Origin of the sequence: Tenacibaculum sp. 190130A14a (assembly GCF_964048965.1) — a bacterium.
Taxonomy (GTDB): domain Bacteria; phylum Bacteroidota; class Bacteroidia; order Flavobacteriales; family Flavobacteriaceae; genus Polaribacter; species Polaribacter polynesiense.
In genome coordinates this window covers 1,522,569-1,544,643 of record NZ_OZ040189.1, presented here as the reverse complement: position 1 = coordinate 1,544,643, position 22,075 = coordinate 1,522,569, and the positions used below count along the sequence as shown (strand labels likewise).

General features: G+C 31.0%; 21 protein-coding genes. 11 read left to right on the top strand and 10 right to left on the bottom strand.

Annotated features, from left to right (window positions below):
• Complete coding sequence (locus tag ABNT22_RS07625) at window positions 1-2,715, bottom strand: carboxypeptidase regulatory-like domain-containing protein (protein WP_348715362.1); 2,715 nt, start codon at window positions 2,713-2,715, stop codon at window positions 1-3.
• Window positions 2,716-2,748: 33 nt separating this feature from the next.
• On the bottom strand, window positions 2,749-3,579 hold the full coding sequence (locus ABNT22_RS07620; protein ID WP_348715361.1) for a GLPGLI family protein: 831 nt from the start codon (window positions 3,577-3,579) through the stop codon (window positions 2,749-2,751).
• Between the two features lie 151 nt (window positions 3,580-3,730).
• Between ABNT22_RS07620 and ABNT22_RS07615 the strand changes: the two genes are divergently transcribed.
• The gene (locus tag ABNT22_RS07615; RefSeq protein WP_348715360.1) at window positions 3,731-4,666 is read left to right on the top strand and encodes an OmpA family protein; all 936 of its coding nucleotides are present in this window, start codon (window positions 3,731-3,733) and stop codon (window positions 4,664-4,666) included.
• 12 nt (window positions 4,667-4,678) lie between these two features.
• A complete protein-coding gene (locus ABNT22_RS07610) occupies window positions 4,679-5,191 on the top strand; it encodes a hypothetical protein (RefSeq protein WP_348715359.1) in 513 nt (170 codons plus the stop codon).
• A gap of 33 nt (window positions 5,192-5,224) precedes the next feature.
• On the opposite strand, the gene ABNT22_RS07605 is transcribed toward ABNT22_RS07610, so the two are convergent.
• Window positions 5,225-5,449, bottom strand: coding sequence for a hypothetical protein (locus ABNT22_RS07605; protein WP_348715358.1), 225 nt, complete (start codon window positions 5,447-5,449; stop codon window positions 5,225-5,227).
• Complete coding sequence (locus ABNT22_RS07600) at window positions 5,436-6,824, bottom strand: MATE family efflux transporter (RefSeq protein WP_348715357.1); 1,389 nt, start codon at window positions 6,822-6,824, stop codon at window positions 5,436-5,438. Before ABNT22_RS07600 ends, ABNT22_RS07605 begins: the two co-directional genes overlap by 14 nt.
• A gap of 116 nt (window positions 6,825-6,940) precedes the next feature.
• Here ABNT22_RS07600 and tpx point away from each other — a divergent pair, with 116 nt between their 5' ends.
• From tpx to ribB, 6 genes are all read left to right on the top strand, one after another.
• Window positions 6,941-7,438 (top strand): thiol peroxidase, encoded by a 498-nt coding sequence (gene tpx, locus ABNT22_RS07595; RefSeq protein WP_348715356.1) that lies wholly within the window; start codon window positions 6,941-6,943, stop codon window positions 7,436-7,438.
• A gap of 7 nt (window positions 7,439-7,445) precedes the next feature.
• Complete coding sequence (locus ABNT22_RS07590) at window positions 7,446-7,826, top strand: diacylglycerol kinase family protein (protein ID WP_348715355.1); 381 nt, start codon at window positions 7,446-7,448, stop codon at window positions 7,824-7,826.
• 31 nt (window positions 7,827-7,857) lie between these two features.
• On the top strand, window positions 7,858-10,269 hold the full coding sequence (locus ABNT22_RS07585; RefSeq protein WP_348715354.1) for a DNA translocase FtsK: 2,412 nt from the start codon (window positions 7,858-7,860) through the stop codon (window positions 10,267-10,269).
• A 16-nt stretch (window positions 10,270-10,285) separates the two neighbouring features.
• Window positions 10,286-10,939 (top strand): outer membrane lipoprotein carrier protein LolA, encoded by a 654-nt coding sequence (locus ABNT22_RS07580; RefSeq protein WP_348715353.1) that lies wholly within the window; start codon window positions 10,286-10,288, stop codon window positions 10,937-10,939.
• A 90-nt stretch (window positions 10,940-11,029) separates the two neighbouring features.
• A complete protein-coding gene (locus ABNT22_RS07575) occupies window positions 11,030-12,475 on the top strand; it encodes an LptF/LptG family permease (RefSeq protein WP_348715352.1) in 1,446 nt (481 codons plus the stop codon).
• A gap of 2 nt (window positions 12,476-12,477) precedes the next feature.
• Window positions 12,478-13,614 (top strand): 3,4-dihydroxy-2-butanone-4-phosphate synthase, encoded by a 1,137-nt coding sequence (gene ribB, locus ABNT22_RS07570; RefSeq protein WP_348715351.1) that lies wholly within the window; start codon window positions 12,478-12,480, stop codon window positions 13,612-13,614.
• A gap of 84 nt (window positions 13,615-13,698) precedes the next feature.
• Here the strand turns inward: ribB and ABNT22_RS07565 are convergent, their stop codons facing one another.
• The 4 genes from ABNT22_RS07565 to ABNT22_RS07550 all read right to left on the bottom strand — a co-directional run bounded on the left by ABNT22_RS07565 (window position 13,699) and on the right by ABNT22_RS07550 (window position 17,379).
• A complete protein-coding gene (locus tag ABNT22_RS07565) occupies window positions 13,699-14,631 on the bottom strand; it encodes a nitronate monooxygenase (protein ID WP_348715350.1) in 933 nt (310 codons plus the stop codon).
• An 87-nt stretch (window positions 14,632-14,718) separates the two neighbouring features.
• Window positions 14,719-15,906 carry a tRNA 2-thiouridine(34) synthase MnmA gene (gene mnmA / locus ABNT22_RS07560; RefSeq protein WP_348715349.1) on the bottom strand — a complete coding sequence of 396 codons (1,188 nt, stop codon included), beginning with the start codon at window positions 15,904-15,906 and terminating at the stop codon, window positions 14,719-14,721.
• Between the two features lie 69 nt (window positions 15,907-15,975).
• On the bottom strand, window positions 15,976-16,665 hold the full coding sequence (locus ABNT22_RS07555; RefSeq protein ID WP_348715348.1) for a hypothetical protein: 690 nt from the start codon (window positions 16,663-16,665) through the stop codon (window positions 15,976-15,978).
• Window positions 16,666-16,677: 12 nt separating this feature from the next.
• Window positions 16,678-17,379: a toxin-antitoxin system YwqK family antitoxin gene (locus ABNT22_RS07550; protein ID WP_348715347.1), complete on the bottom strand. Its 702-nt coding sequence runs from the start codon at window positions 17,377-17,379 to the stop codon at window positions 16,678-16,680.
• A gap of 61 nt (window positions 17,380-17,440) precedes the next feature.
• Here ABNT22_RS07550 and ABNT22_RS07545 point away from each other — a divergent pair, with 61 nt between their 5' ends.
• The 3 genes from ABNT22_RS07545 (at window position 17,441) to ABNT22_RS07535 (ending at window position 19,249) form a co-directional block, all read left to right on the top strand.
• Window positions 17,441-18,016 carry an adenylosuccinate lyase gene (locus ABNT22_RS07545; RefSeq protein ID WP_348715346.1) on the top strand — a complete coding sequence of 192 codons (576 nt, stop codon included), beginning with the start codon at window positions 17,441-17,443 and terminating at the stop codon, window positions 18,014-18,016.
• Between the two features lie 101 nt (window positions 18,017-18,117).
• On the top strand, window positions 18,118-18,396 hold the full coding sequence (locus ABNT22_RS07540) for a hypothetical protein (RefSeq protein ID WP_348715345.1): 279 nt from the start codon (window positions 18,118-18,120) through the stop codon (window positions 18,394-18,396).
• A gap of 646 nt (window positions 18,397-19,042) precedes the next feature.
• Window positions 19,043-19,249: a hypothetical protein gene (locus ABNT22_RS07535; protein WP_348715344.1), complete on the top strand. Its 207-nt coding sequence runs from the start codon at window positions 19,043-19,045 to the stop codon at window positions 19,247-19,249.
• A gap of 139 nt (window positions 19,250-19,388) precedes the next feature.
• Here ABNT22_RS07535 and ABNT22_RS07530 read toward each other — a convergent pair whose 3' ends face one another.
• Together ABNT22_RS07530 and ABNT22_RS07525 are read right to left on the bottom strand one after the other, a co-directional pair.
• Complete coding sequence (locus tag ABNT22_RS07530; protein ID WP_348715343.1) at window positions 19,389-20,510, bottom strand: GNAT family N-acetyltransferase; 1,122 nt, start codon at window positions 20,508-20,510, stop codon at window positions 19,389-19,391.
• On the bottom strand, window positions 20,507-21,508 hold the full coding sequence (locus ABNT22_RS07525; protein ID WP_348715342.1) for a polysaccharide deacetylase family protein: 1,002 nt from the start codon (window positions 21,506-21,508) through the stop codon (window positions 20,507-20,509). Before ABNT22_RS07525 ends, ABNT22_RS07530 begins: the two co-directional genes overlap by 4 nt.
• Window positions 21,509-22,075: the final 567 nt, after the last annotated feature.

Here is a 22,075-nt window from a genome sequence, read left to right as displayed (position 1 = left end):
TTACAAATTATATATAAACCTGAAGGTTATAAACCTTGGTTGAATAAAAACTTCTGAATTAAATACGGAAATGTCATTGGCATTATTTCTTACTTGAGCATCAATATTTAATAAATTCGTTGCTTTTAATTCATACTCCCACTTAGCATCTCTATTTTTCCTGTAAGATAGTGTTGCATTCCATGTTTGAAACGATTGAGAGTTACCATCTCCTAAATCTTGATCGGTATATGTATAATCTGTTCTAAACGTGATTTTTTTCCATAAGTACGCATCAAATTCAATTGATGGTGCATTGGTTATAAATGTTGTTTTTCTACTTCCTTGATTGTTATTAGAAACACTATATCTATATCTGATATTCACATTAGGTGCTTCTAAATAATTAGTTCTTATACCAGGAGTGTAAGATTGTACAAAACGTTCGTTTAGCGATTGCCTGTCTTGAATAAATTGATTTAATTTACTGTAATTGAAACTTGCATTTAAACTCGCTCTAATTTTACCAAAAGTTCTTTGCACTCTACCAAACACATTAATATTTTCATCTGCGAAACTTGAATTAAAAAAAGTACTAGTTCTTATTACATTTTCAAAACTTGTCAAACTTCTAATTTGGTCGATATTTTTCGAATAAGAAGCTCTTGCAAAGACATTTGTGTAATTAAACAGGTTAAAACTACTATAAAAAAGGCTTAAATTGTGCGAAAGTGCATTTTGCAAAGCTGGTTCTCCAAATTGTATATCATTAAAACTATTCAAAACAACTCCTTCTGCCAACCTCGTTACATCTGTAAATTGATTACGCATTTCATATCTAAAAGTTAAAGCTTCACTTTTTTTTAACTGAATTCTAGTTTCAAAATCTGGTAATACTCTTAAAAAGTTATCTTTATACACCTCGCCAAATTGTACATTCTTGTTTCCATAAGCATGAACAGAAAAACCAGGAGTAATAGTGAATTTACCTTTTCGAAATCTATAATGAGCCCCTAAATAAACATCGCTAAAATTATAGGATGTATTATTTGATACTTTACCCTCGTTAAAAATAGGTATTGGATTAAATTTCAAATTATTATCTAAAAATTGGAATATATTAGAATCAAACTCTTGATTACTCACAATAACACCTAGCGTCAAATTAAGATTACTTTTTGTATTTAATATTTTATAATAATCTAGCTTAGCATCCAATTGATTTGATTTTATTCTCCTATTTTGAGTAAGATCATAACTACTTTGGGTTGTATCTAAACCTAGAGCTTCTGCTGTAGCATCAAAAGAATCAGTATTAGCCGAAGTATTTTCTAAAATAGCATTGTAAAAAGGATCTTCATTCTTTATTAAATATTGTGCTTCTAATGCAAATATATTGGTATCATTTAAAGTATAATAATAGTTGAAATTTTGGTTTACACTATAAGGTGTCACTTCATCTATCTGAGTAATACCTCCTAATACTGATGATAATAAATTTCGATTTTGACGATCATTAGAAACTCTTGCTAGCACATCATAATCTAGTTGATTATTAAAATTAGGCTTATAGGAAAGACTTAATTTTATTAAACCTTGATTGGAACGCTCTGTACTGGTTTGTTCGGTAGATTCATCTGGTATCCCTAACTCTTGATTTGAATACTGAATAAAATTAGATTCTCTTGATAGAATTTTACTACTATTAAAAATAAGAAAACCACTAAAATCTAAAGTGTTTTTGGGAGAATAACTAAAGTTTGCTGAAGCCAATTTGTTTTCAATCTTTAAAGCATTTCCTTGACTCGTTAAAAAATTTAAGCTGTTGTCTCCTAAGTTAATATTAGTTCCACTACTTCTGCTAGGAGCTCTAAAACCTCCTCCAAATCCTCTAATATCTCGCCTGCTGAGCGCTACCTCTCCGATATTATTAAAATCACCAATAAAGTTAATACTGTACTTGGGATTGTAATAAAACAGTTTTGGCTGCAGCAAATACAATTCATCTGTAGGAGCATTCCCCGCTCCAACAGTAACATTTCCAAACCAAAAACTTTCCTTTCCTTTTTTTAACTTTATATTTAATGCTACATTATCTTGGTTATTACGAACACCACTTAGCTGACCAACCTCTGCATAGTTTCTTAAAACCTGAATCTTATCTACAGCCTTTGATGGTATGTTTTTGGTTGCTAATTTGGTATCTCCATCAAAAAAATCTTTTCCATTTACCATTAGCTTGTTTACTACTTTCCCTTCAACTTCGACCTGACCTTCTTCATTAATCTCTACTCCAGGTAATTTTTCCAATACATCTTCCAACTTTCTTTCTGTTCCATTTTTAAAAGAATCTGCATTATAAATCAATGTATCTCCCTTCACCACAACGGGCATCTCATAAGTAATTTCAACTTCATCAAGACTATTATCTAATTTTAGTATGAAATCTTTTGTAAAATTATTTTCTTGAACAACTACCAAACTTTCTTTGGTTTTCATTCCTACATAACTCACCTGTATTTTATAGCCGCTATTTTTTGTTAGTTTTAATTGATACCTACCAAGTTCATCTGTAATTGCATACGACTCTAAAACCTCAGTTTTGTTGTTAATGGCAATAACATTCGCCAGTTCTAAAGGTTTATTAAGAGTATCTTTAACCACTCCCTTGAAAACAACTTGCGAAAAAAGATTTTGAGCAATCAGTAAAAACGATATGATTACGATATTTTTCATACTAAGTTTGATTGTAACATTTTTACATTTTATTTACCTTCTTCTTCTACCTCTATTGTTTCTCATTTCCATCATTTTGCCTCTAATTGTTTCTTGATACTTCATTTTTGTAATTTCTTTTCCTTTAGAAGGAGCTTCTATAATGAGTTTCTCTGAAGGGTTGATAATCACTTTTGAGCATAACATTACTCTGTTACCCGCACTCACCTCTAAAATAAGTCCTGGTAACCCCCAATACTCACCAGGTCCATGGCTAACTGGTATTTGTGGAGTGTACCAAGCTTCAACCGCTATCAAATCAACAGTTTGTTCTCCCTTTACACCTGTTGAATCTGTTTTTCTTTCAGATTTTCTTAAATCGCTCCATGAAAAATTATACCAAGTAAGTTCATTTTTAGGAATTGAAGCCGTTGCTTTAAAGCATAAATACTTCCCTATTTTCTTAGATTCTTTACCTATTTTCCAATCAATCTGTTGAAGTTTATCTTTTACCAAAAATTGTTTCCCATAGAACTCTTGATTTTGAACTATTCGGTTCTCTTTTATATTTTTATATTGATCCCCTTGAGAGAAATTATTCCCCCAAGAATCCGTAGCTCCTGATATTGCATCTAATTTCTCCTCTTCTTCAAAAAACGATTCTTGCTTATTAAAATTTAAGATATAAGTCTTCTCTAATCTATTTTTTAATCTTGCTTGTATCTGTTTCTTTTGAGCCTCACTCATTCGTGCACCCCATCTTCCCAATTCAAGTTTTGCTTTGGAAAAATAAACTGCCTGCCCCTGAAACTCCTGTATTTCAACATTATGAGTAACGGGTAATAGAAATATTAAACTGATAAGTTTTAAAACAATTGATTTCATGATTATTAATATTTTGTTTAACAAAAATACATTTTTTTTAAACAAAATAAAGTATCCATCTATAAATCTTTAAAAATTACCTATTTAAGAGTAGTTTTTTTTTATATCTTTATGCTTTAATCAAACCTACTAACTAAAATCCCCTATACTAATGAGAAACTTTTTAAAAGCTTTTCTCGTTTTTACTGTATTCGCAATTGTTGCGCAATTCGTTTATCAAAGTAATACTCAAATTCCTAATGATGAACTAAAGACGCCTGACAAAATTTCGAAAACAAAGGTTGTTCAAAAAATAAAGCAACCACTCGATACCGCACACAGTAAAAAGAAAGATTCAACCCCTAAAAAAGAGAAGGTTACAAAACCTGTTTTTACCAAACAACTTGCACAACTTAACTTTGCTCACAAATTTGTTACATCCTCTAATAACATTCGAGTACTTTTTCCTAAGCAGTTTTATTATTTTAAAGACTCCATTTTCAATTTTTTGAATAACAATCAAGAAAAAGAAATACTTATTACTGCAGATTATTTGGATGGAGAAATTTTAGAAGATGGACAAAACTTTGGTATGGCAAGAGCTAGCTACTTAAAAGACAAACTAGTGAAATATGGTGTCAACCCTAAAAAAATCATTTTAAAGAGCCAACTAGGCAATTACACTTATGATCTGGAAGGTTTTTATGCAGATGGTATTAGAATAGCTCATCAAAATATATCTCCAGAAAAACTTCAAGCGATCCAAAAGGAAGTAACTAACAAGGTTTTATATGCGCATTTTGGCAATGAAAATTTCAAACCAGATAGAACTTTATACGCTTACCTGCTAGAAGCAAAGAGTTATTTAAAAAAGCATCCGAATAAAAAATTAACCATAACTGGTCATACTGATAATGTTGGAGAAGAACAAACCAATGAGTGGATCAGTTTACAACGCGCCAAAAATGTTGCAAAATATTTTGTGCAACAAGGTATTGACTCATTAAAAATAACTACCCTATCTAAAGGAGAATTAGCTCCCTTGGCAGATAATAATACTCCATTAGGTAGAGCAAAAAACAGAAGAATTGAAATAGTAATCAACTAAAAAATCCCCATAATGCATTTTATTAATTTTATAGCAATCTCGTTTTCCATAGAACTTTTCTTATGGATGCTAGGTTCTTTTTTAATTGGTTATATTTTTGCGATGACTTTTTACAGCAAAAATTCTCCAGCACCTATTCAGAATATCGAACCTACCATACAAAACAACAATTTCATTCGCGAAAAAGATATTGATGATGAACCACAAGAATTAATCATTAGAGCTCGAAAAACTGTTGATCGTGGTGGTGTCGAAATAAAAAAACCAGAAAAACTTAACTTCAAAAGAATTGGAACTGCCTCAGAAGATGATAAAGATGACTTATCTAAAATTAAAGGAGTTGGCTCTTTTATTGAAAAGAAGCTGAATAGTATTGGTATTTTCACCTATAAACAAATAAGTAATTTTACAGAAAAGGATATAGAAACGGTTACCAACTTAATTCAATTTTTCCCAGGAAGAATCAAACGAGATAATTGGAAAGCACAGGCAGAACAACTATTAAATATAAACACTGACGAATAAATAAAAAGAGAAGGAAATTCCTTCTCTTTTTATTTATTCGTATTTACTCATCTCTTCATCATAAAATGAACCTGCGGCTTCGATTAAATTTTCCATTTCATTTGCCAAGTCTTGTTCGTTTTCATTGGATAAATCTTCAAACCATTCTATTTCATCATCTTTCAAGTTTATTAAAAACCTCGGATATTCTGTATGTAATACAAAAATATCTTCAGGATGACTACTATTATCTGCTAATAAAAATTTAGGTAAGTTCATTTTGTTCTTTTCTAATTAATTTCAAAGTTAAATAATTAAATCTCATATATAATAATATCGAAGCTGATGTCAATCCTGCTAGCAATCCTAGCCAAATCCCAAAACTTCCGTAAGCATCTTCTTTCCCTAAGAAATAACTTACCGGAAATCCAATCAACCAATACGAAATGAATGTAATCACTGTTGGAATAGCTACATCTTGTAGACCTCTTAATGCACCTAATACCATTACTTGTATACTATCACTAATTTGAAAAAATGCTGCCGCAATTAACAACATTGATGCAATTTTTATCACCTCCATATTATCAGATAAGTTTTTTGCATCATTTAAATCAACATAAATGTTTGGTAAACTCTTGTGAAAAATAAAGAAAATAATTGCAAATCCTACAGCTAACATTATTCCCAATAAAAAAATTGAAAAAGCTATTCGTCTCAGTTCTATATAATTTTTCAATCCCTTTTGATTTCCTACGCGTACCATAGCTGCTACACTCAGCCCCATTGCCACCATAAATGTCATTGATGATAAGTTTAAAGCTATTTGATTAGCCGCCTGAGGATTCTTCCCTAACAAACCACTTAACCAAATGGCTGCAGTAAAAATAGCTACCTCAAAAAACATTTGCATTGCACTAGGTGCACCCAGGCTAACAATTTTTTTCAACATGAATTTATCAAGAATAAAAATCTTAATATTTGTTACTATTCGTTGAGATCGTTCTTTTTGCGTTAGCAACCACCATAAATAAAAAACCATAATAAAACGTGACAACAACGTTCCATAAGCAGCTCCAACAATACCCATTTTTGGAAATCCAAATTTTCCAAAAATCAGTACATAGTTTAAAACAACATTAGCAACGTTAGCCACTATAGTAGCATACATAGGGTATCTAGTCATTGACATTCCATCACTAAACTGTTTAAATGCCTGAAAAACAATCAATGGAATTAATGAAAAAGCCACTAAATCTAAATATGGAATTGCCAATTCAACCACTTCATAAGGCTGCCCCATAGCATATAATAATGGTTTTGAAAAAAACACTACTAAAAACATCAAGATACCTAAAGATGTACAAAGGAACAATCCATGTTTAAACGTAGATTTAGCATTATTAAAATTTTCTGCTGCATCGGCTTCAGCAATTAACGGAGTTATTGCAGTAGAAAAACCAATTCCTAAAGACATGGCAATAAACATAAAACTATTGCCCAAAGAAACCGCTGCCAATTCAGCCGTTCCTAATTGCCCTACCATAATATTATCAATAAAACTTACAAATGTATGTCCTAACATACCCAGCATTACTGGTGCTGCCAATTGCCAATTATATTTAAACTCAGATGTATAACGTGATAGCTTCAATTTATGTTATAAGTTTAGAATCGCGAAGATAGGACTTTTAAAGCTTGAATGAATTTTCAACCTTCAATTTTCAAAATTATTTAGTTACCTTTGAATTTCGATAAAACAAAAAGAAAATGGCAGCAATTACTTTACAAGGAAACCCAGTAAATACAAGCGGAAACTTACCTGAAACCGGAAAAAAAGCACCTGATTTTGAATTAGTTGCAGGTGACTTATCACGAAAAAGCATTGCAGATTTTAAAGGACAAAAATTAGTATTAAACATTTTTCCTAGTGTCGATACAGGAACTTGTGCAACCTCTGTAAGAAAGTTTAATGAACAAGCTGCTGGTTTAGATAACACAAAGGTTTTATGTATTTCTAAGGATTTACCATTTGCTCAAGGTAGATTTTGTGGAGCTGAGGGTATCGAAAATGTAGTAATGTTATCTGATTTTGTTGATGGTAATTTTGGTAAAAATTTTGGTTTAGAAATTACAAGCGGACCTTTAACAAGTTTACACTCTCGTTGCATCGTAGTAATTAATGAAGAAGGTGTTGTTACGCATACAGAACAAGTTTCTGAAATTGTTGACGAACCAAATTACGAAGCGGCTTTAAAAGCATTATAATTATAGTATGAAAAACCCAAATGATGGTTTTATTATAGGCAGATTACGAAGTATTAAGTTTGCCTTAAAGGGTATGTGGCTACTCTTAACTACAGAAGATAGTATTAAAGTGCAGTTTTCTATAGCCGTTTTGGTTACTATTTTAGGTTTCTATCTTGATATCTCCTCTGTTGAATGGATGATCCAATGTTTAGCTATTGGACTGGTATTAGTTGCAGAAGCTTTAAACACTGCCGTTGAAAAAGTTGCCGATTTTATTCATCCAGATTATCACGAAAAAATTGGTTTTATTAAAGATATAGCAGCAGGTGCTCCTGCCTTTGCTGCTTTCGTTTCTATAATTATATTTTTTATTATTTACCTTCCTAAAATTATAGTTATATTTTAACGTTGTAATTCACTCAACCTAATTTACATTCATGGCCAAAAAGAAAACCGTAAAAAAGAAAACTTCAACAAAACCTTCTGCTATTTCAAAAGTAAAATCTTTTATAAATAACAGACAAAATCAAAGTATTTTAGGATCATTTTTGATTCTTTTTTCTTTAGCCCTGTTGGTTGCCTTTATTTCTTTTTTCTTTTCATGGCAAGAAGATCAAAGTGCATTGAGTCAATTTCCTGATAAAGCTATAAAAGCAAAGAATTTATTAGGCCAAATTGGCGCCAAATTAAGTAATTTATTTATCTATAAAGGATTTGGAATTGGTGGTTTTATGCTTGTTTTCTTGTTTTTTATTAGTGGAGTAAGAATACTTTTACAAAGTAACTTAAAGCGTATTATTTCTTCATGGAATTGGGGATTATTAGGTATGCTATGGATTTCTGTAGCCCTTGGATTTGTTGATAAAAAACTGGCTCTATTATCTGGTATTATAGGTTTTGAGCTAAATGAATATTTACAAGCCTTCTTAGGGAAAATAGGACTGGTTATACTACTACTCTTTTTGCTTGTCGCTTATATCATTCTTCGTTTTAAAATAACTCCAGAACTTGTTGATGAAAAAGTAAAAGCTTCGCAAAAAGAGAACGAATCAATTAAAGAAGAAACACCTAAAGTACCGGTTGAAGAAACCATAGTTGATTCAAAATCTGATTTTGAACTATCAGTAGAGAATTTACAACCTACCATAAGTAATCATTCAGAAATAAAATCGGAAGACCCCGTAAAAGAAGAACTTTCTTTAGAAGTAGAACCCGCACAAGAACCTACTCTTATTGTTTCTGAAGAAACTAAAAAAGAGGTTGAAGTTGCTATTGAAAAAATAGCCGAAGAATCTCATGTTTCGGAAAATCTTTCGGATCAATTGGTTAAAGATTTTGGAGAGTTTGATCCTAAATTAGAATTAGGTAACTACAAGTTTCCTACCTTCAACTTATTAAAAGAATATAACGAAAGTATTTCTATAGATCCTGCAGAACTTGAAGCTAATAAAAACCAAATTGTAGAAACCTTAAAAAATTACAAAATTGGTATTGCTCAAATTAAAGCTACTGTAGGTCCTACAATTACATTATATGAAATAGTTCCTGAAGCTGGAGTCCGTATTTCAAAAATTAAAAATTTAGAAGATGATATCGCTTTATCTTTATCTGCATTAGGAATTCGTATTATCGCTCCTATTCCAGGTAAAGGTACTATTGGTATTGAAGTTCCTAATAAGAAAGCAACCATCGTTTCTATGCATTCTGTAATTTCTTCAAAGAAATTCCAAGAATCGGCTATGGAACTTCCTATTGCATTAGGTAAAACAATTTCAAATGAAACCTTTGTAGTTGATTTGGCTAAAATGCCTCACTTATTAATGGCAGGTGCAACCGGACAAGGTAAATCTGTTGGATTGAATGCTATTTTAACTTCGTTATTATACCGTAAACACCCTGCTGAAGTTAAATTTGTGCTGGTAGATCCTAAAAAAGTAGAACTTACTTTATTTAATAAAATAGAACGTCATTATTTAGCCAAACTACCCGATTCTGAAGAGGCTATTATTACAGACAACACTAAAGTAATCAATACATTAAATTCACTTTGTATTGAAATGGACAACCGTTATGAATTATTAAAAAACGCAATGGTTCGTAACATCAAAGAGTACAATACTAAATTTAAAGCTCGTAAACTAAATCCAGAAAATGGTCATATGTTCTTACCATATATTGTATTGGTTATTGATGAATTTGCTGATTTAATTATGACTGCAGGTAAGGAAGTAGAAACTCCAATTGCTCGTTTAGCCCAATTAGCTCGTGCTATCGGAATCCATTTAATTGTGGCAACACAGCGTCCTTCTGTAAATGTAATTACTGGTATTATTAAAGCTAACTTCCCCTCTAGAATTGCTTTTAGAGTAACTTCTAAAATTGATAGTAGAACAATATTAGATGCTCCTGGAGCCGATCAATTAATTGGACGTGGAGATATGTTATATTCTGGAGGAAACGATATTACCCGTATTCAATGTGCTTTTGTAGATACACCAGAGGTAGAAAAAATAACAGATTATATTGGTTCCCAAAGAGCTTATCCAGATGCACATTTACTTCCTGAATATGTTGGCGAAGAAGGTGGCACAAATCTTGATATTGATATAGCAGATAGGGATAAACTATTTAAAGAAGCAGCTGAAGTTATTGTAACAGCTCAGCAAGGTTCGGCATCGTTATTGCAACGAAAGTTAAAACTAGGATATAACAGAGCGGGTAGATTAATTGATCAATTGGAAGCTGCAGGTATTGTAGGTCCATTTGAAGGTAGTAAAGCTCGACAAGTGTTAGTTCCTGATTTGATTGCTTTAGAGCAATTATTGGAGAATGAAAAAAACAACAAATAAGAATTAAATTCGTAAAATGAAAAAACTAGGAATATTAATAGCGAGTATATTTTTAAGTGTACAAATAAGTGCTCAGAGTACTTCTTCAGAAGCTAAAAGTCTTTTAGATGAAGTGTCAACAAAAATGGGAGCTTATAAAAATATGGTTATTGGTTTTAATTCTACTTTAGTTAATAAAGAAGCAGGAATTACAAACGACCCTCCTATTAGAGGTGAAATCACATTATCTGGAGAAAAATATAATTTAAATTACTTAGGAAACAATTTTGTTTTTGACGGAAAAAAATTAGTAGTAATTAATGCTGATGAAAAGGAAGTTAATATCACAAATGGGGATTTAGAAGAAGAAGATGGATTTATTTACCCTTCTAAATTATTAACTTTTTATAAAGAAGGATATACTTATAAAATGGGTGCTTTAAAAAATAGTAAAGGACGTAAAATTCAATTTGTAGATTTAACTCCTATTGATAGTAATTCAGACATTATTAAGGTGCAATTAGGAATTGACGCTAAAACAAAACATATATATAAATTGGTACAAATAGGTTCTAATGGTGCCGAAACAACTTTTACCATTACAAAGTTTAAAAGTAACCAACCTATATCGGAAAAGCTATTTACTTTTGACAAAAGTAAATACGAAAAACAAGGGTATTATATCGATTAATTACCTGCCCAAAAGTTTTGTTAATGAAAATGTGAATCATTAACAAAACTTTTGTGTTATTTGTACCAACTAACTAGTAACTTTGCTTCTGTGAAAACATTAGACAGATATATATTAAAGAGTTTCTTAATTCCCTTTTTAGCAACCTTTTTCATCATCTTATTTGTATTGGTAATGCAAGCCTTATGGCTTGGTTTTGATAACATTGCAGGAAAAGGGATTGGAATTGTTATTATTTTAAAATTCCTTTGGTACACAGCCCTAATTGTAACGCCTCAGGCATTACCCATTGGTGTGCTGCTTTCTTCCATTATGACTCTTGGTAGTTTATCTGAAAACTATGAGTTTGCCGCTGCAAAATCTGCTGGAGTTTCTTTACAACGTATGGTTCGCCCTTTAGTTCTTTTAGCGGTTTTAATGAGCGGATTAAATTTTATCTTCTTAAATAATGTATATCCTTATGCCATGTTAAAGCAATTAAACATGAAGGTAAACATTAAAAAGAAACAACCTGCTTTAGCACTAGTTCCTGGTGGTTTCAATACAGAAATACCTAATTTTCAAATCAAGTTTGAAGAAAAATATGGAGAGGATGACAATCTTTTAAAAGACGTTATGATTTATGACCTATCTAGTAAAAAGGGGAATAATAAAATAATAACAGCAAAAAAAGGGGAAATTATTTCTGAAGAAGGTAGTAAATACATGACTTTAATTCTAAAAGATGGTCATTATTTTGAACACCATGTTAAATCTGGAACTTCCTACAAGGAACGACAAAGGATGCCTGCTTCACAAGCAAAATTTGATGAATATACTATAAACATAGATATTTCTTCTTTTTCACAGGATGATATTGGTGAAGAAAAGTATAAGAGTAACTTTAACATGCTTAGTTTACAGCAATTAAAAGATACCATTCCAACCCTAAAGGTTAGTTATGATGAATTTATAGAAAGTAGAGCTAAAAACTTATTTTTAAGTATCGATATTGAAGATTTACACTCCTACCCTGATTCTCTTAAAAACAAAGATTTATCATTAGATATACTTTCTAATTTTGATCTTAGGGAGAAAGTAAATGTGTTAACCACTGCAGTTTCTAAAATGGAACGTACTTTGAATAATAATAAGGCTAACAAAGAGACTCTGAAAAACAAACGAAAGTACTTAAATCTTTACGATATTGAGTACTATAACCGTATTGCATTTTCACTCTCTTGCCTGATATTATTCTTTATTGGAGCACCTCTAGGATCTATTATCAGAAAAGGTGGAATGGGATTACCTATGATATTGGCTATTTCTATTTATGTTTTGTACTTTTTTTCTAATACATTTGGACGTAACTTAGCCGAAGAAAGTTCATTAACAGCCATCACAGGCTCTTGGCTATCCGTTGCTCTTATGTTTCCTTTGGCATTAACATTAACTATTAGAGCCACACAAGACAAAGGTTTGTTTAATGTAAGTAGCTTCTTTGCTCCAATTACACAATTTTTCAAAAAACTATTCTCTAAAGAGAAAACAACATAACAATGACAACACAAACTAAAATACAGTTAAACACCATAGAAGAAGCCATTGAAGATATTAAAAATGGTAAAGTAATTATAGTGGTTGATGATGAAGACAGAGAAAATGAAGGTGATTTTGTTGCTGCCGCAGAAATGGTAACTCCTGAAATGATTAATTTTATGGCTACCCATGGTAGAGGTCTTATTTGTACACCTCTTACCGAAGATCGTTGCAAAGAATTAGAATTAGGGATGATGGTTAGCAATAACACTGATCCTATGGAAACTGCCTTCACTGTATCTGTAGATTTAAGAGGGAAAGGTGTTACAACCGGAATTTCTGCTTCAGATAGAGCAAAAACAATCATGGCTTTGATAGATGCAGAAACTAAACCTTTTGATTTGGCTCGTCCAGGACATATATTTCCTTTAAAAGCTAAAAATGGTGGTGTTTTACGAAGAACTGGTCATACAGAAGCTGCAATCGACTTTGCTCGTCTTGCTGGTTTACAACCTGCTGGAGTGATTGTAGAAATCATGAATGAAGATGGTACCATGGCTCGTTTACCTCAACTTCTAGAAGTAGCTCAAAAATTTGATTTAAAAATTGTTTCGATTGAAGACCTTGTAGCTTATCGAATGGAGCACGATTCTTTAATTGAAAAGAAAGAAGACTTCACCGTAGAAACTCGTTTTGGTGAATTTAGATTGAGAGCTTACCAACAAACAACAAATAAACAAATTCATATTGCTTTAACTAAAGGTACTTGGACCAAAAATGAAGCGATACTTACAAGGGTAAATTCCACTTTAGTAAACAACGATATATTAGGAACTTTGACTAATAATGCTGATAAAAAATTAGATCAAATGTTTAAGGTGGTAAATGAAGAAGGTAGAGGTGCTATTATCTTTATCAACCAACAAAGAGAAGCTTTAAACTTATTAAGTCGTTTACGTTTATTAAGAGAGAATCAGGAAAACGGAATTATGAAAGCTCCAAATGTAGTAATGGATAATAAAGATTTTGGAATTGGTGCTCAAATTTTACATGATTTACATATTCATAAGTTACGCTTAGTTTCAAATACAAAACAAACGAAACGCGTTGGTATGATTGGATACGGATTAGAAATTGTTGATTACGTAAATTACTAATTTCAACAACTATATAAAATAAAAAGAGGAATGAATTGAATTCATTCCTCTTTTTTATTTTCATTATCTCACTTTACAAGGCTCTTAAAAATTGCCTTTTACGGTATTAAATTCAGTTATAATTTCTTCGATAACTTCTTTTGCTGATTTTATCTCGTGAATTAATCCGGCAATTTGTCCTATTTCTAACTCTCCTTCTTCTAAATCACCTTCAAACATCCCTCTTTTGGCTCTAGCACGACCTAATAGCTCTTTAATTTGTTCTACAGTAGGATTACTTGCATATAACTCTTGCACATCATTATAGAACTTATTCTTTACTAATCTCACAGGAGCCAACTCTTTTAAAGTAAGGTGAGTTCCTCCATCTTTTACATCAACAATTGTTTTTTTGAAATTTTCATGAGCCGAAGATTCTTTTGTTGCCGCAAAACGACTTCCTATTTGTACTCCATCTGCTCCTAAAACCATTGCTGCCAACATACCTCTTCCAGAACCAATTCCTCCAGCTGCTATTACAGGTATTCTCACCTGCTCTTTAACCATAGGAATAAGAGTAAATGTGGTGGTTTCTTCCCGTCCGTTATGTCCACCTGCTTCAAACCCTTCACATACTACAGCATCTACTCCGGCTGCCTCAGCTTTTAAGGCAAACTTAACAGAGCTTACAACATGTACAACAGTGATTCCTTTTTCTTTCAAAAAATTCGTCCATGTTTTTGGGTTTCCTGCTGAAGTAAACACAATCTTCACTCCTTCTTCAACTATAATATCCATTATTTGTTCTATATCAGGATATAACATTGGAACATTTACTCCAAAAGGTTTATCCGTCGCCTTTTTACATTTTTGAATATGCTCTCTTAACACATCTGGGTACATAGACCCTGCTCCTATTAAACCTAATCCGCCAGCGTTAGAAACTGCAGAAGCTAATTTCCAGCCTGAAACCCAAATCATTCCTCCTTGAACAATTGGATATTGTATATTAAAAAGTTTGGTAATCGTATTTTGCATAGGGTAAATGTACAATCATTAACGAATAAGCACAAAAAAACCTCGAATTTTTCGAGGTCTTATAAAGATCCTTTGATAAATGTATATTTAAGAAATCACACCAGAGCCTAATAATTCTTCTTCTTTATACCAAGCAACAAACTGTCCTTCTTGAATTGCTGATTGAGCATTTTCAAACTCTACATATAATCCTTTGTCTGTTTTGTATAAAGTTGCTTTCTCCAAAGCTTGACGATAGCGAATCCTCGCTTCCACTTCCATTGTTTCGTCTGTCTTCAAAGCTAAATCCTCACGCACCCAATGCAGTTCTTCATTAGATACAAAAAGAACATTTCTATATAGTCCTTGGTGATTTTTACCTTCACCCGTATAAATAATGTTTGTATCTACATCTGTTTCAATTACAAATAATGGTTCTTTGGTACCTCCAACTGCTAAACCTTTACGTTGTCCTTTTGTAAAATAATGCGCTCCTTGATGTTTCCCCACTACTTTACCATCTTCTTTATGATAAGAAAACTTAGTAGCGCGATATGCTAATTCAGCTTCTTTATCAGCAAACCTAGGTGTTGATTTTGTATATTCATTAAAATCTGAAGGTATTTGAATAATCTCTCCTTCTTTAGGTTGCAATTTTTGCTGTAGAAAATCTGGCAACCTTACTTTGCCTATAAAACATAATCCTTGAGAATCTTTCTTATCGGCAGTAATTAAATCAGCTTCTTTTGCAATTTCTCTAACCTCAGGCTTCGTTAATTCTCCAATTGGGAATAATGCTTTTGATAATTGCTCTTGTGATAGCTGACATAGGAAATATGATTGATCCTTATTACCGTCTTTACCCGCTAATAATTTATATACTGGCTTACCATTTATAACTTCTTCTCCTTTTCTACAATAATGTCCAGTTGCCACGTAATCTGCTCCCAAGCTTAATGCGATATCCATAAATACATCAAACTTAATTTCTCGATTACACAAAACATCTGGATTCGGAGTACGACCTTTTTCGTACTCATTAAACATATAGTCAACAATACGTTCTTTGTATTGTTCACTCAAATCTACTGTTTGAAAAGGAATTCCCAACTTATCAGCAACAATCATAGCATCATTACTGTCTTCTAACCAAGGACATTCATCAGAAATAGTTACCGTATCATCATGCCAATTTTTCATGAATAGCCCGATAACGTCATACCCTTGTTCTTTTAACAAATATGCGGTAACACTACTATCTACACCTCCTGAAAGTCCTACTACTACTCTTTTCATCTCTTTTTAAATTTGAGGTGCAAATTTACGAATTTGTTTTCTGTTTTTATATGGAAAGAATTGATGGTATTATTGAAGAAATTGATACGTCCTACTATATGTATATGCTTCAGTTCCATCAGTAGATTTTAAAAACAATTTATTCTGACTAATTGTAAATTGATAAAAACTAAATTTAGGATCATCACCATAATTTACGAGCTGTAATTCAGGCTTATGACCATGTATTTTATAAACACCATATTCCTTCCCCTTTAAAGTTCCTTCTTTTACATAGGTATTATCCCATCTTAAAAACAATGTACTCTTGTTATCTAATTGTGAAGTTTTACCTTTTCCTACATCCATTGATTCCAATTTCCATAAGCCTAACAATTTATTTCCTTCTGATGCTGGAATATTTTCAATTCTTTTTAAATGCACTTTTACTTCTTCCCCGTCTTCGATTCTCTTCCATTGCATCGTGTTTTCACTGACCTCAACTTTAAATGGAGCATAATTATCTTGCGTTCCATTAGTGTTTTCAAATGAAAGATTGTCTTCAGTTAATTTCCAAGTACCTAGAGAATGTTGAAACCAACCATTTCCAGAAACTTGAGAAGAGTCGGCATTAAATTTCATCCACCTAGCATTAGGCGTCATTTCATTATTTCCTATTGCTACTTTTTCAACACTCCACATACCAATTATTGAAGTATCTTCCTTTTTTTTACAAGAAATAACAAGACTGATAAACAATATATAAGTTAGACTTCTCATTATTTCGTTTGTCTATTTATTCTTTAAATCAGAAAGGTTTTTACGCTTTCTTTTAGTAACTACCTCTCCATCAATAAAAAACTCCCATTTTCCTTTTCTAACTCCATTTTCATAGTTCCCTCTTTCTTGAAGCTGACCTTTTAAGTTAAAATACTTTCCAAAACCATGAAGCTTTCCATTAACATAAGCTACTTCTTCTATTAAAATTCCATCATCGGTATATACCTTTGAACTTCCTTCTTTTTTACCTTCTTTATAATATGTTTCCTCTGTTAATTTTCCATTTGGATAATAATTTCTCACAACACCTTCCAATTTTCCATCCTTATAGTTTTCTTCTGAAAAAACTTTTCCGTTTCCAAAATAATACATCCATTTACCCTCTCTATTTTTTCCAATCATCCAACCTTTACTTTTTACCTTTCCTTTTGGTGTATAAAACTTAACAAAAGCACTATCTGATTTTGAAGAAAACTCTTTAACAATAGCTGGAGTTCCATAAGAGTCTATATTATAAAACTTAAAAACACCTATTTCTTTTCCTGCCTTGAACTTTCCTGAGTAACGTAATTTGTTATTGTTATAAAACTTCTTCCAAACTCCAGTACGTTTACCATTTTCATCAAACTGGTTTGTTTTTTGCGCCGAAACAGTTGCCGTAAAAGCAATTGAACTTACAAGGATTATTGAAAATATTCTTTTTAAATAAATCATTATGATTTCTTTTTTCTAATTTTAAATCTTATTGCACCAAAAGTACATAAACCATACCAATATGAGTATTGATTTTTTAATTTCTGTTTTAAACAATATGGCCAATCCTGCTAGAGAAAACAGAAAAACAGCCTCAAATATTGTATTAAACAATCCTAATTTAATAAAAAATTTAGTAGCTCTTACATTTGATGTTGATAATAAACTTTCTATCAAGGCCGCTTGGGTACTTGAATGGATCTGTACACACCATGGAATTGAATACATCATTCCCTATATTGATAGTTTCACAGAAAATATACAAAAGGTCTATTTAGACAGTGCTGTGAGGCCTTGTGCTAAAATATGTGAACACATAGCAAAAGCGTACACCTCTAAAAAAGAGCATTCAATTCAACAAATCTTAACTCAAACACATATTGACCTCATCATTGAAACAGGTTTCGACTGGCTCATTAGCGAGCAAAAAATTGCAGTAAAAGCTTACTCCATGCAAACATTATATCTTTTTGGATTGCATAAAGACTGGGTTTTTGATGAATTAGAACATATTATTAGAACGAAGGTTATTCATGAAAGTAAAGGTTGTAAAGCCAGAGGTAGAAAAATTCTAACTTTGATTCAAAAAAACAGATAATTATAAAATTATTTTCTTCGGATTTTTACATTTTTTGCTGCGGTATTCCCCTTTTTAGACTTCAAACTTGCCCATATCTTTGTGCTTATAATCAATGCATTATGGAAGAAATTGTTTTTAAAGCTTTAATTTTCAATACGAAACATATTGAAGTTGATACTTTTATTAAAGAAGTACTCGAAGCAAATAGCCAAGAAGATATTACCAAAGAAGATATTAAAGAAGCCATTATTAAACTAGTTCTATATAAGTTTATAAAAGTAAAAAAGGTTCCACCAAAAGGAAATTATATTTATAAAGAAAATAACTTCTTCAAGGCGCGTGAATTAGGAAGTGTACATCAATGGTTAGATCAACAACGTTTTATGCAAGCTTGCTAAACTTATTTATTAGCCTTATACCTCTTCGTAGAACATTATATATACATTTCACTCTACTTTTTGACGCATTACTTTTCATCGGTAGCTAAAGACTATTCACCGATACAAAAATGCATTTCGTCTATTCCTTCACATTTAAACATTTATTGTCCAGTATCTTTACATCAACAAATTCATTTTTCACAAAAATTGAAGATTTTAGAAGAAAAGAAAGATCCTGGGGGGGACGACTTCTTTTCTTCTTCTTTTTTACTCAATATCTTGATTCTTTAATTTTTCTTTTACGAAGTATATTGAATAAATAAGTTAATTCACTTGCTGTTTTATACTTAATATACGTTCACAACTTATGATATGTGCATAAAAGTATGTCATAGCTACTTATTACATCTTCATTTCATAATATTTATATAACCTTTTATTTACTATACATTCTAATTCTAAACCTAATTTTGACTCACATTTAGTTGTTGTCATTTAGATTTTGAATTAGAAACAAATTGCCATGCTGTAATAGTGTGGCTTTTTAAATTTTCGGTTTTTTATATCAAAAAAATGTAGTGTTTTATCTTTTTACGGATTCCCCTCAAAATTGTTCTTTATTTTTTTATATCTTGTTGAAAAACAACCAATAGTCCCCCCAGACATGACAAAAACAATCGAATACCAAGGTAAATATCGGTTAACTTTAACCGATGTTTTGAACAAATTTGTTACGGAAAATCCAAAGAACAAATTGAACATCATTCCAGATAATTTTATTATTAAGAGAAAATCGTGGATACGACTTACAATTTCAGGTAATGAAACTGAAATCGATCATTTAATCCATTCCATCGATCAATCTTTGTAAAATTTATGGTTAGTTGTGACTTATAAAATCATTTAATCTCAGCCAAACTGATTTTAAATGGTTTTATATAGTCATAATCACTTTTTTTAAAAATATATAGTAGCATTTTTATTCTTTTATAATAAAGCTACATTACTTCTTATGCAAAGGAACAATCTCCGTCTCCATATTGAAAATTAAACTCTTCACTATTAATTTCTCCATATATCTTAGACACAATGGATTCTCTATCTTTTTTCTTGAAGCGTATTCTGGCTGATTTTAAACGTTTAAACTCTTTAGTTAAGTTTTCATCATAAGTAATAATTGTTCTTGTACCAAGCTTTATTCCATGCATAATAACCAATTTAGCCATTAATGAATGCATTCCTTCCAAATAAAATATTTGTAATACTTTAAGCTCTGCATCTTTTCTTAGTAAACAAATAAATCCAACTATATTAGCCTCCTTATCTTCTACTTTTACTAAATAAATATTAAAGTTCTTATTGTAATCAGAAAAGAAATACTTTTTCTTATTAGTAACAAAATCAACCAATGGTGCTTCCTCTATCCATTGATATGTTTTTATAAACTGAAAAAAATCTGCATCTCTTTTTGTAAGATTCTTATGTTGCTTTTCCTGTAAAAAAGATGCCATCTTAGAGTCAATATGAGTTAAATAATCAATTGAATAGTTCTTCATTGATTTTTTATAAGAACTGTATACCATTTTAAGCTTGAACTCATTTACAACGTTAAAGGTAGTATCAATCGTTCTAAACAACCAAGTATATTTTCTTAATGATTCTTTATAAGCGGGTAAAAGATATTCTAAATTCAACCTAAGATCAATTTTACAACCTACTAACTTTTTTAAATAATTAAAAAAACCTGACTTATCATATACTCTTTTCGCACTAGGAGTAAATTGAGAAATACCTATTCTTCCATCGTTCAACTCATACATTTTCTTAAGCATCTCTTTACCAATACCCTTACCAGCCGAACTTTTATGCAACCACCAAGTAGACAACCATCCGATTTTTTCAGCCTTATCACCAATATGAATATAATCGATATAAACCCCCATGTATCCAACAATTTGAGCATCTATATAAGCAACTAACAAAGCGATATCATCATCATTTGATTTAGGGTTTTTATAATGCGCCAATAACCTATGTTTTGTTCCTATTAAAAAACTATGATTCCAAACCATTTCATCATTTAAAATATTTGGTATCTCAAATTTTCTAAATTCTTGGATTCTTATGTTCATAATGACTTTCGAGTTATTTTTTGTTTACCAATAAGGGAAAGGTACTTCCTATAAATAATATTCATACGAACTCCTATATCTGCTTGTGCTTCTTTTTCTAGTGAAAAACGCTGAATAATTTGATCGGAAATATCTTTTCTCATTCCTTGATTTCCCATTAGAACTAAATTAGGCATTTGCTGAAACAGCTTATCTAAAAGAGTTTTGGTTGCAAATATATCTGAAAATGGAAAAGAAAATAGCTCATAATTGAGGCTAAAATTCGTTTTAAGCCAAACAATTGAATCGAGTATTTCAACAACTTGTTCTTCCAAACTTAATTGATGTAAAGGAAAATGACTCACTGTATGTCCACCTAAATAATGTCCTTGATTTTTAATCTCATTAAGTTCTGCAAACGTTACGTATGGTTTTTGATTTTTCAAAAACTCTTGAACGTTTACTCCTATTGTATCTAACATCTTGTCTATGACCTCTTCTTGGGTATAATGAATAGTTTTTATCTTTTTTATAAGATGAGCCTTTGAAACATTTTGAAGGTTTAAAATATTGTTAATTGCATCATCATTTTCATTTGATAAGAGGTATTGTACAATAATAGATATTTTATGTTTATAAAATAAAGTTGTATTGTCAACATACTTATTATTGATAAAGAAAATGGCCGGAATTCCTTTTCGATTTAATATCGGAACAATGGTTTTATATACTTCTGAAAGCCCATCATCAAAAGATAATAAAAATGAATTGTTAGGTATCTTTTCTTTCCTTCGAATTGCTTCAAGTAACTTTCTTGGTTCTAAAACCTTGTACTTTTTTAAAAGAAAATCTAAATCTCTTATAAAATCCTTCTCATTTTTATAATTATAGAGACCTTTTATATGTGATAAATCTTCGTTCGAAACTGTATGATAATAAGGAAATATCGGTGCCTGGTATGAATGAAAAGGTTTCATTACAGGATCAACCTTTCTAAGTATATCTTTTACTAACCCCATTTAATTTATTACTACCTTGTTTTGCTTGAGACTTTCTTTAAGAAAATTCTTATATCTCTCTTTGACAAATATAATGTATTAAATGACTTACTATTTTAAATAATTTCTACACACAAGTATTCCTTTTCAAAGAATTCACTTCTTTTTTATTCTATTTTTTGAAAAAATATTAACATATGTTGTCTTTTCAAAAATTCCTGCTTGCTAAAAGAGGGATTCTTTTGGACGGTATTAAGTTAATATTTAGGTTTGTGTAGATTTGATTTAGTGGGGACTAGAATTAAATTCACCTATATAACACAGCTCATTTGTTGAGTTGTGTTTTTTGTTTCATATCTAAACATTGAAATTGTACTCACTATATCTTTTTTAACAAAAAATCAAATTACAAAGTCATATCATACGTTGATATGGCTTTTCTATTTTCTACAATTTTGAATAAAATTTACAATTGATAAGTATGTTCAATGAATTTATCTATAGATATAAGTCAAACATCGAATAGTTAAAACTTTCTTGAATTTAATGTGTAGTTTTAAGTGGTTTCAAAAACCGTTCTTTCTGTTT

Coding starts and splice junctions, on each gene's coding strand:
- ABNT22_RS07540 (WP_348715345.1), top strand. CDS start 18,118: ATGGAAGAAATTGTTTTTAAAGCTTTAATTTTCAATACGAAACATATT.
- ABNT22_RS07605 (WP_348715358.1), bottom strand. CDS start 5,449: ATGAACTTACCTAAATTTTTATTAGCAGATAATAGTAGTCATCCTGAA.
- ABNT22_RS07565 (WP_348715350.1), bottom strand. CDS start 14,631: ATGCAAAATACGATTACCAAACTTTTTAATATACAATATCCAATTGTT.
- ABNT22_RS07590 (WP_348715355.1), top strand. CDS start 7,446: ATGAAAAACCCAAATGATGGTTTTATTATAGGCAGATTACGAAGTATT.
- ABNT22_RS07550 (WP_348715347.1), bottom strand. CDS start 17,379: ATGATTTATTTAAAAAGAATATTTTCAATAATCCTTGTAAGTTCAATT.
- ABNT22_RS07585 (WP_348715354.1), top strand. CDS start 7,858: ATGGCCAAAAAGAAAACCGTAAAAAAGAAAACTTCAACAAAACCTTCT.
- tpx (WP_348715356.1), top strand. CDS start 6,941: ATGGCAGCAATTACTTTACAAGGAAACCCAGTAAATACAAGCGGAAAC.
- ABNT22_RS07555 (WP_348715348.1), bottom strand. CDS start 16,665: ATGAGAAGTCTAACTTATATATTGTTTATCAGTCTTGTTATTTCTTGT.
- ABNT22_RS07545 (WP_348715346.1), top strand. CDS start 17,441: ATGAGTATTGATTTTTTAATTTCTGTTTTAAACAATATGGCCAATCCT.
- ABNT22_RS07620 (WP_348715361.1), bottom strand. CDS start 3,579: ATGAAATCAATTGTTTTAAAACTTATCAGTTTAATATTTCTATTACCC.
- ABNT22_RS07580 (WP_348715353.1), top strand. CDS start 10,286: ATGAAAAAACTAGGAATATTAATAGCGAGTATATTTTTAAGTGTACAA.
- ABNT22_RS07525 (WP_348715342.1), bottom strand. CDS start 21,508: ATGGGGTTAGTAAAAGATATACTTAGAAAGGTTGATCCTGTAATGAAA.
- ABNT22_RS07535 (WP_348715344.1), top strand. CDS start 19,043: ATGACAAAAACAATCGAATACCAAGGTAAATATCGGTTAACTTTAACC.
- ABNT22_RS07610 (WP_348715359.1), top strand. CDS start 4,679: ATGCATTTTATTAATTTTATAGCAATCTCGTTTTCCATAGAACTTTTC.
- ABNT22_RS07615 (WP_348715360.1), top strand. CDS start 3,731: ATGAGAAACTTTTTAAAAGCTTTTCTCGTTTTTACTGTATTCGCAATT.
- ribB (WP_348715351.1), top strand. CDS start 12,478: ATGACAACACAAACTAAAATACAGTTAAACACCATAGAAGAAGCCATT.
- mnmA (WP_348715349.1), bottom strand. CDS start 15,906: ATGAAAAGAGTAGTAGTAGGACTTTCAGGAGGTGTAGATAGTAGTGTT.
- ABNT22_RS07530 (WP_348715343.1), bottom strand. CDS start 20,510: ATGAACATAAGAATCCAAGAATTTAGAAAATTTGAGATACCAAATATT.
- ABNT22_RS07625 (WP_348715362.1), bottom strand. CDS start 2,715: ATGAAAAATATCGTAATCATATCGTTTTTACTGATTGCTCAAAATCTT.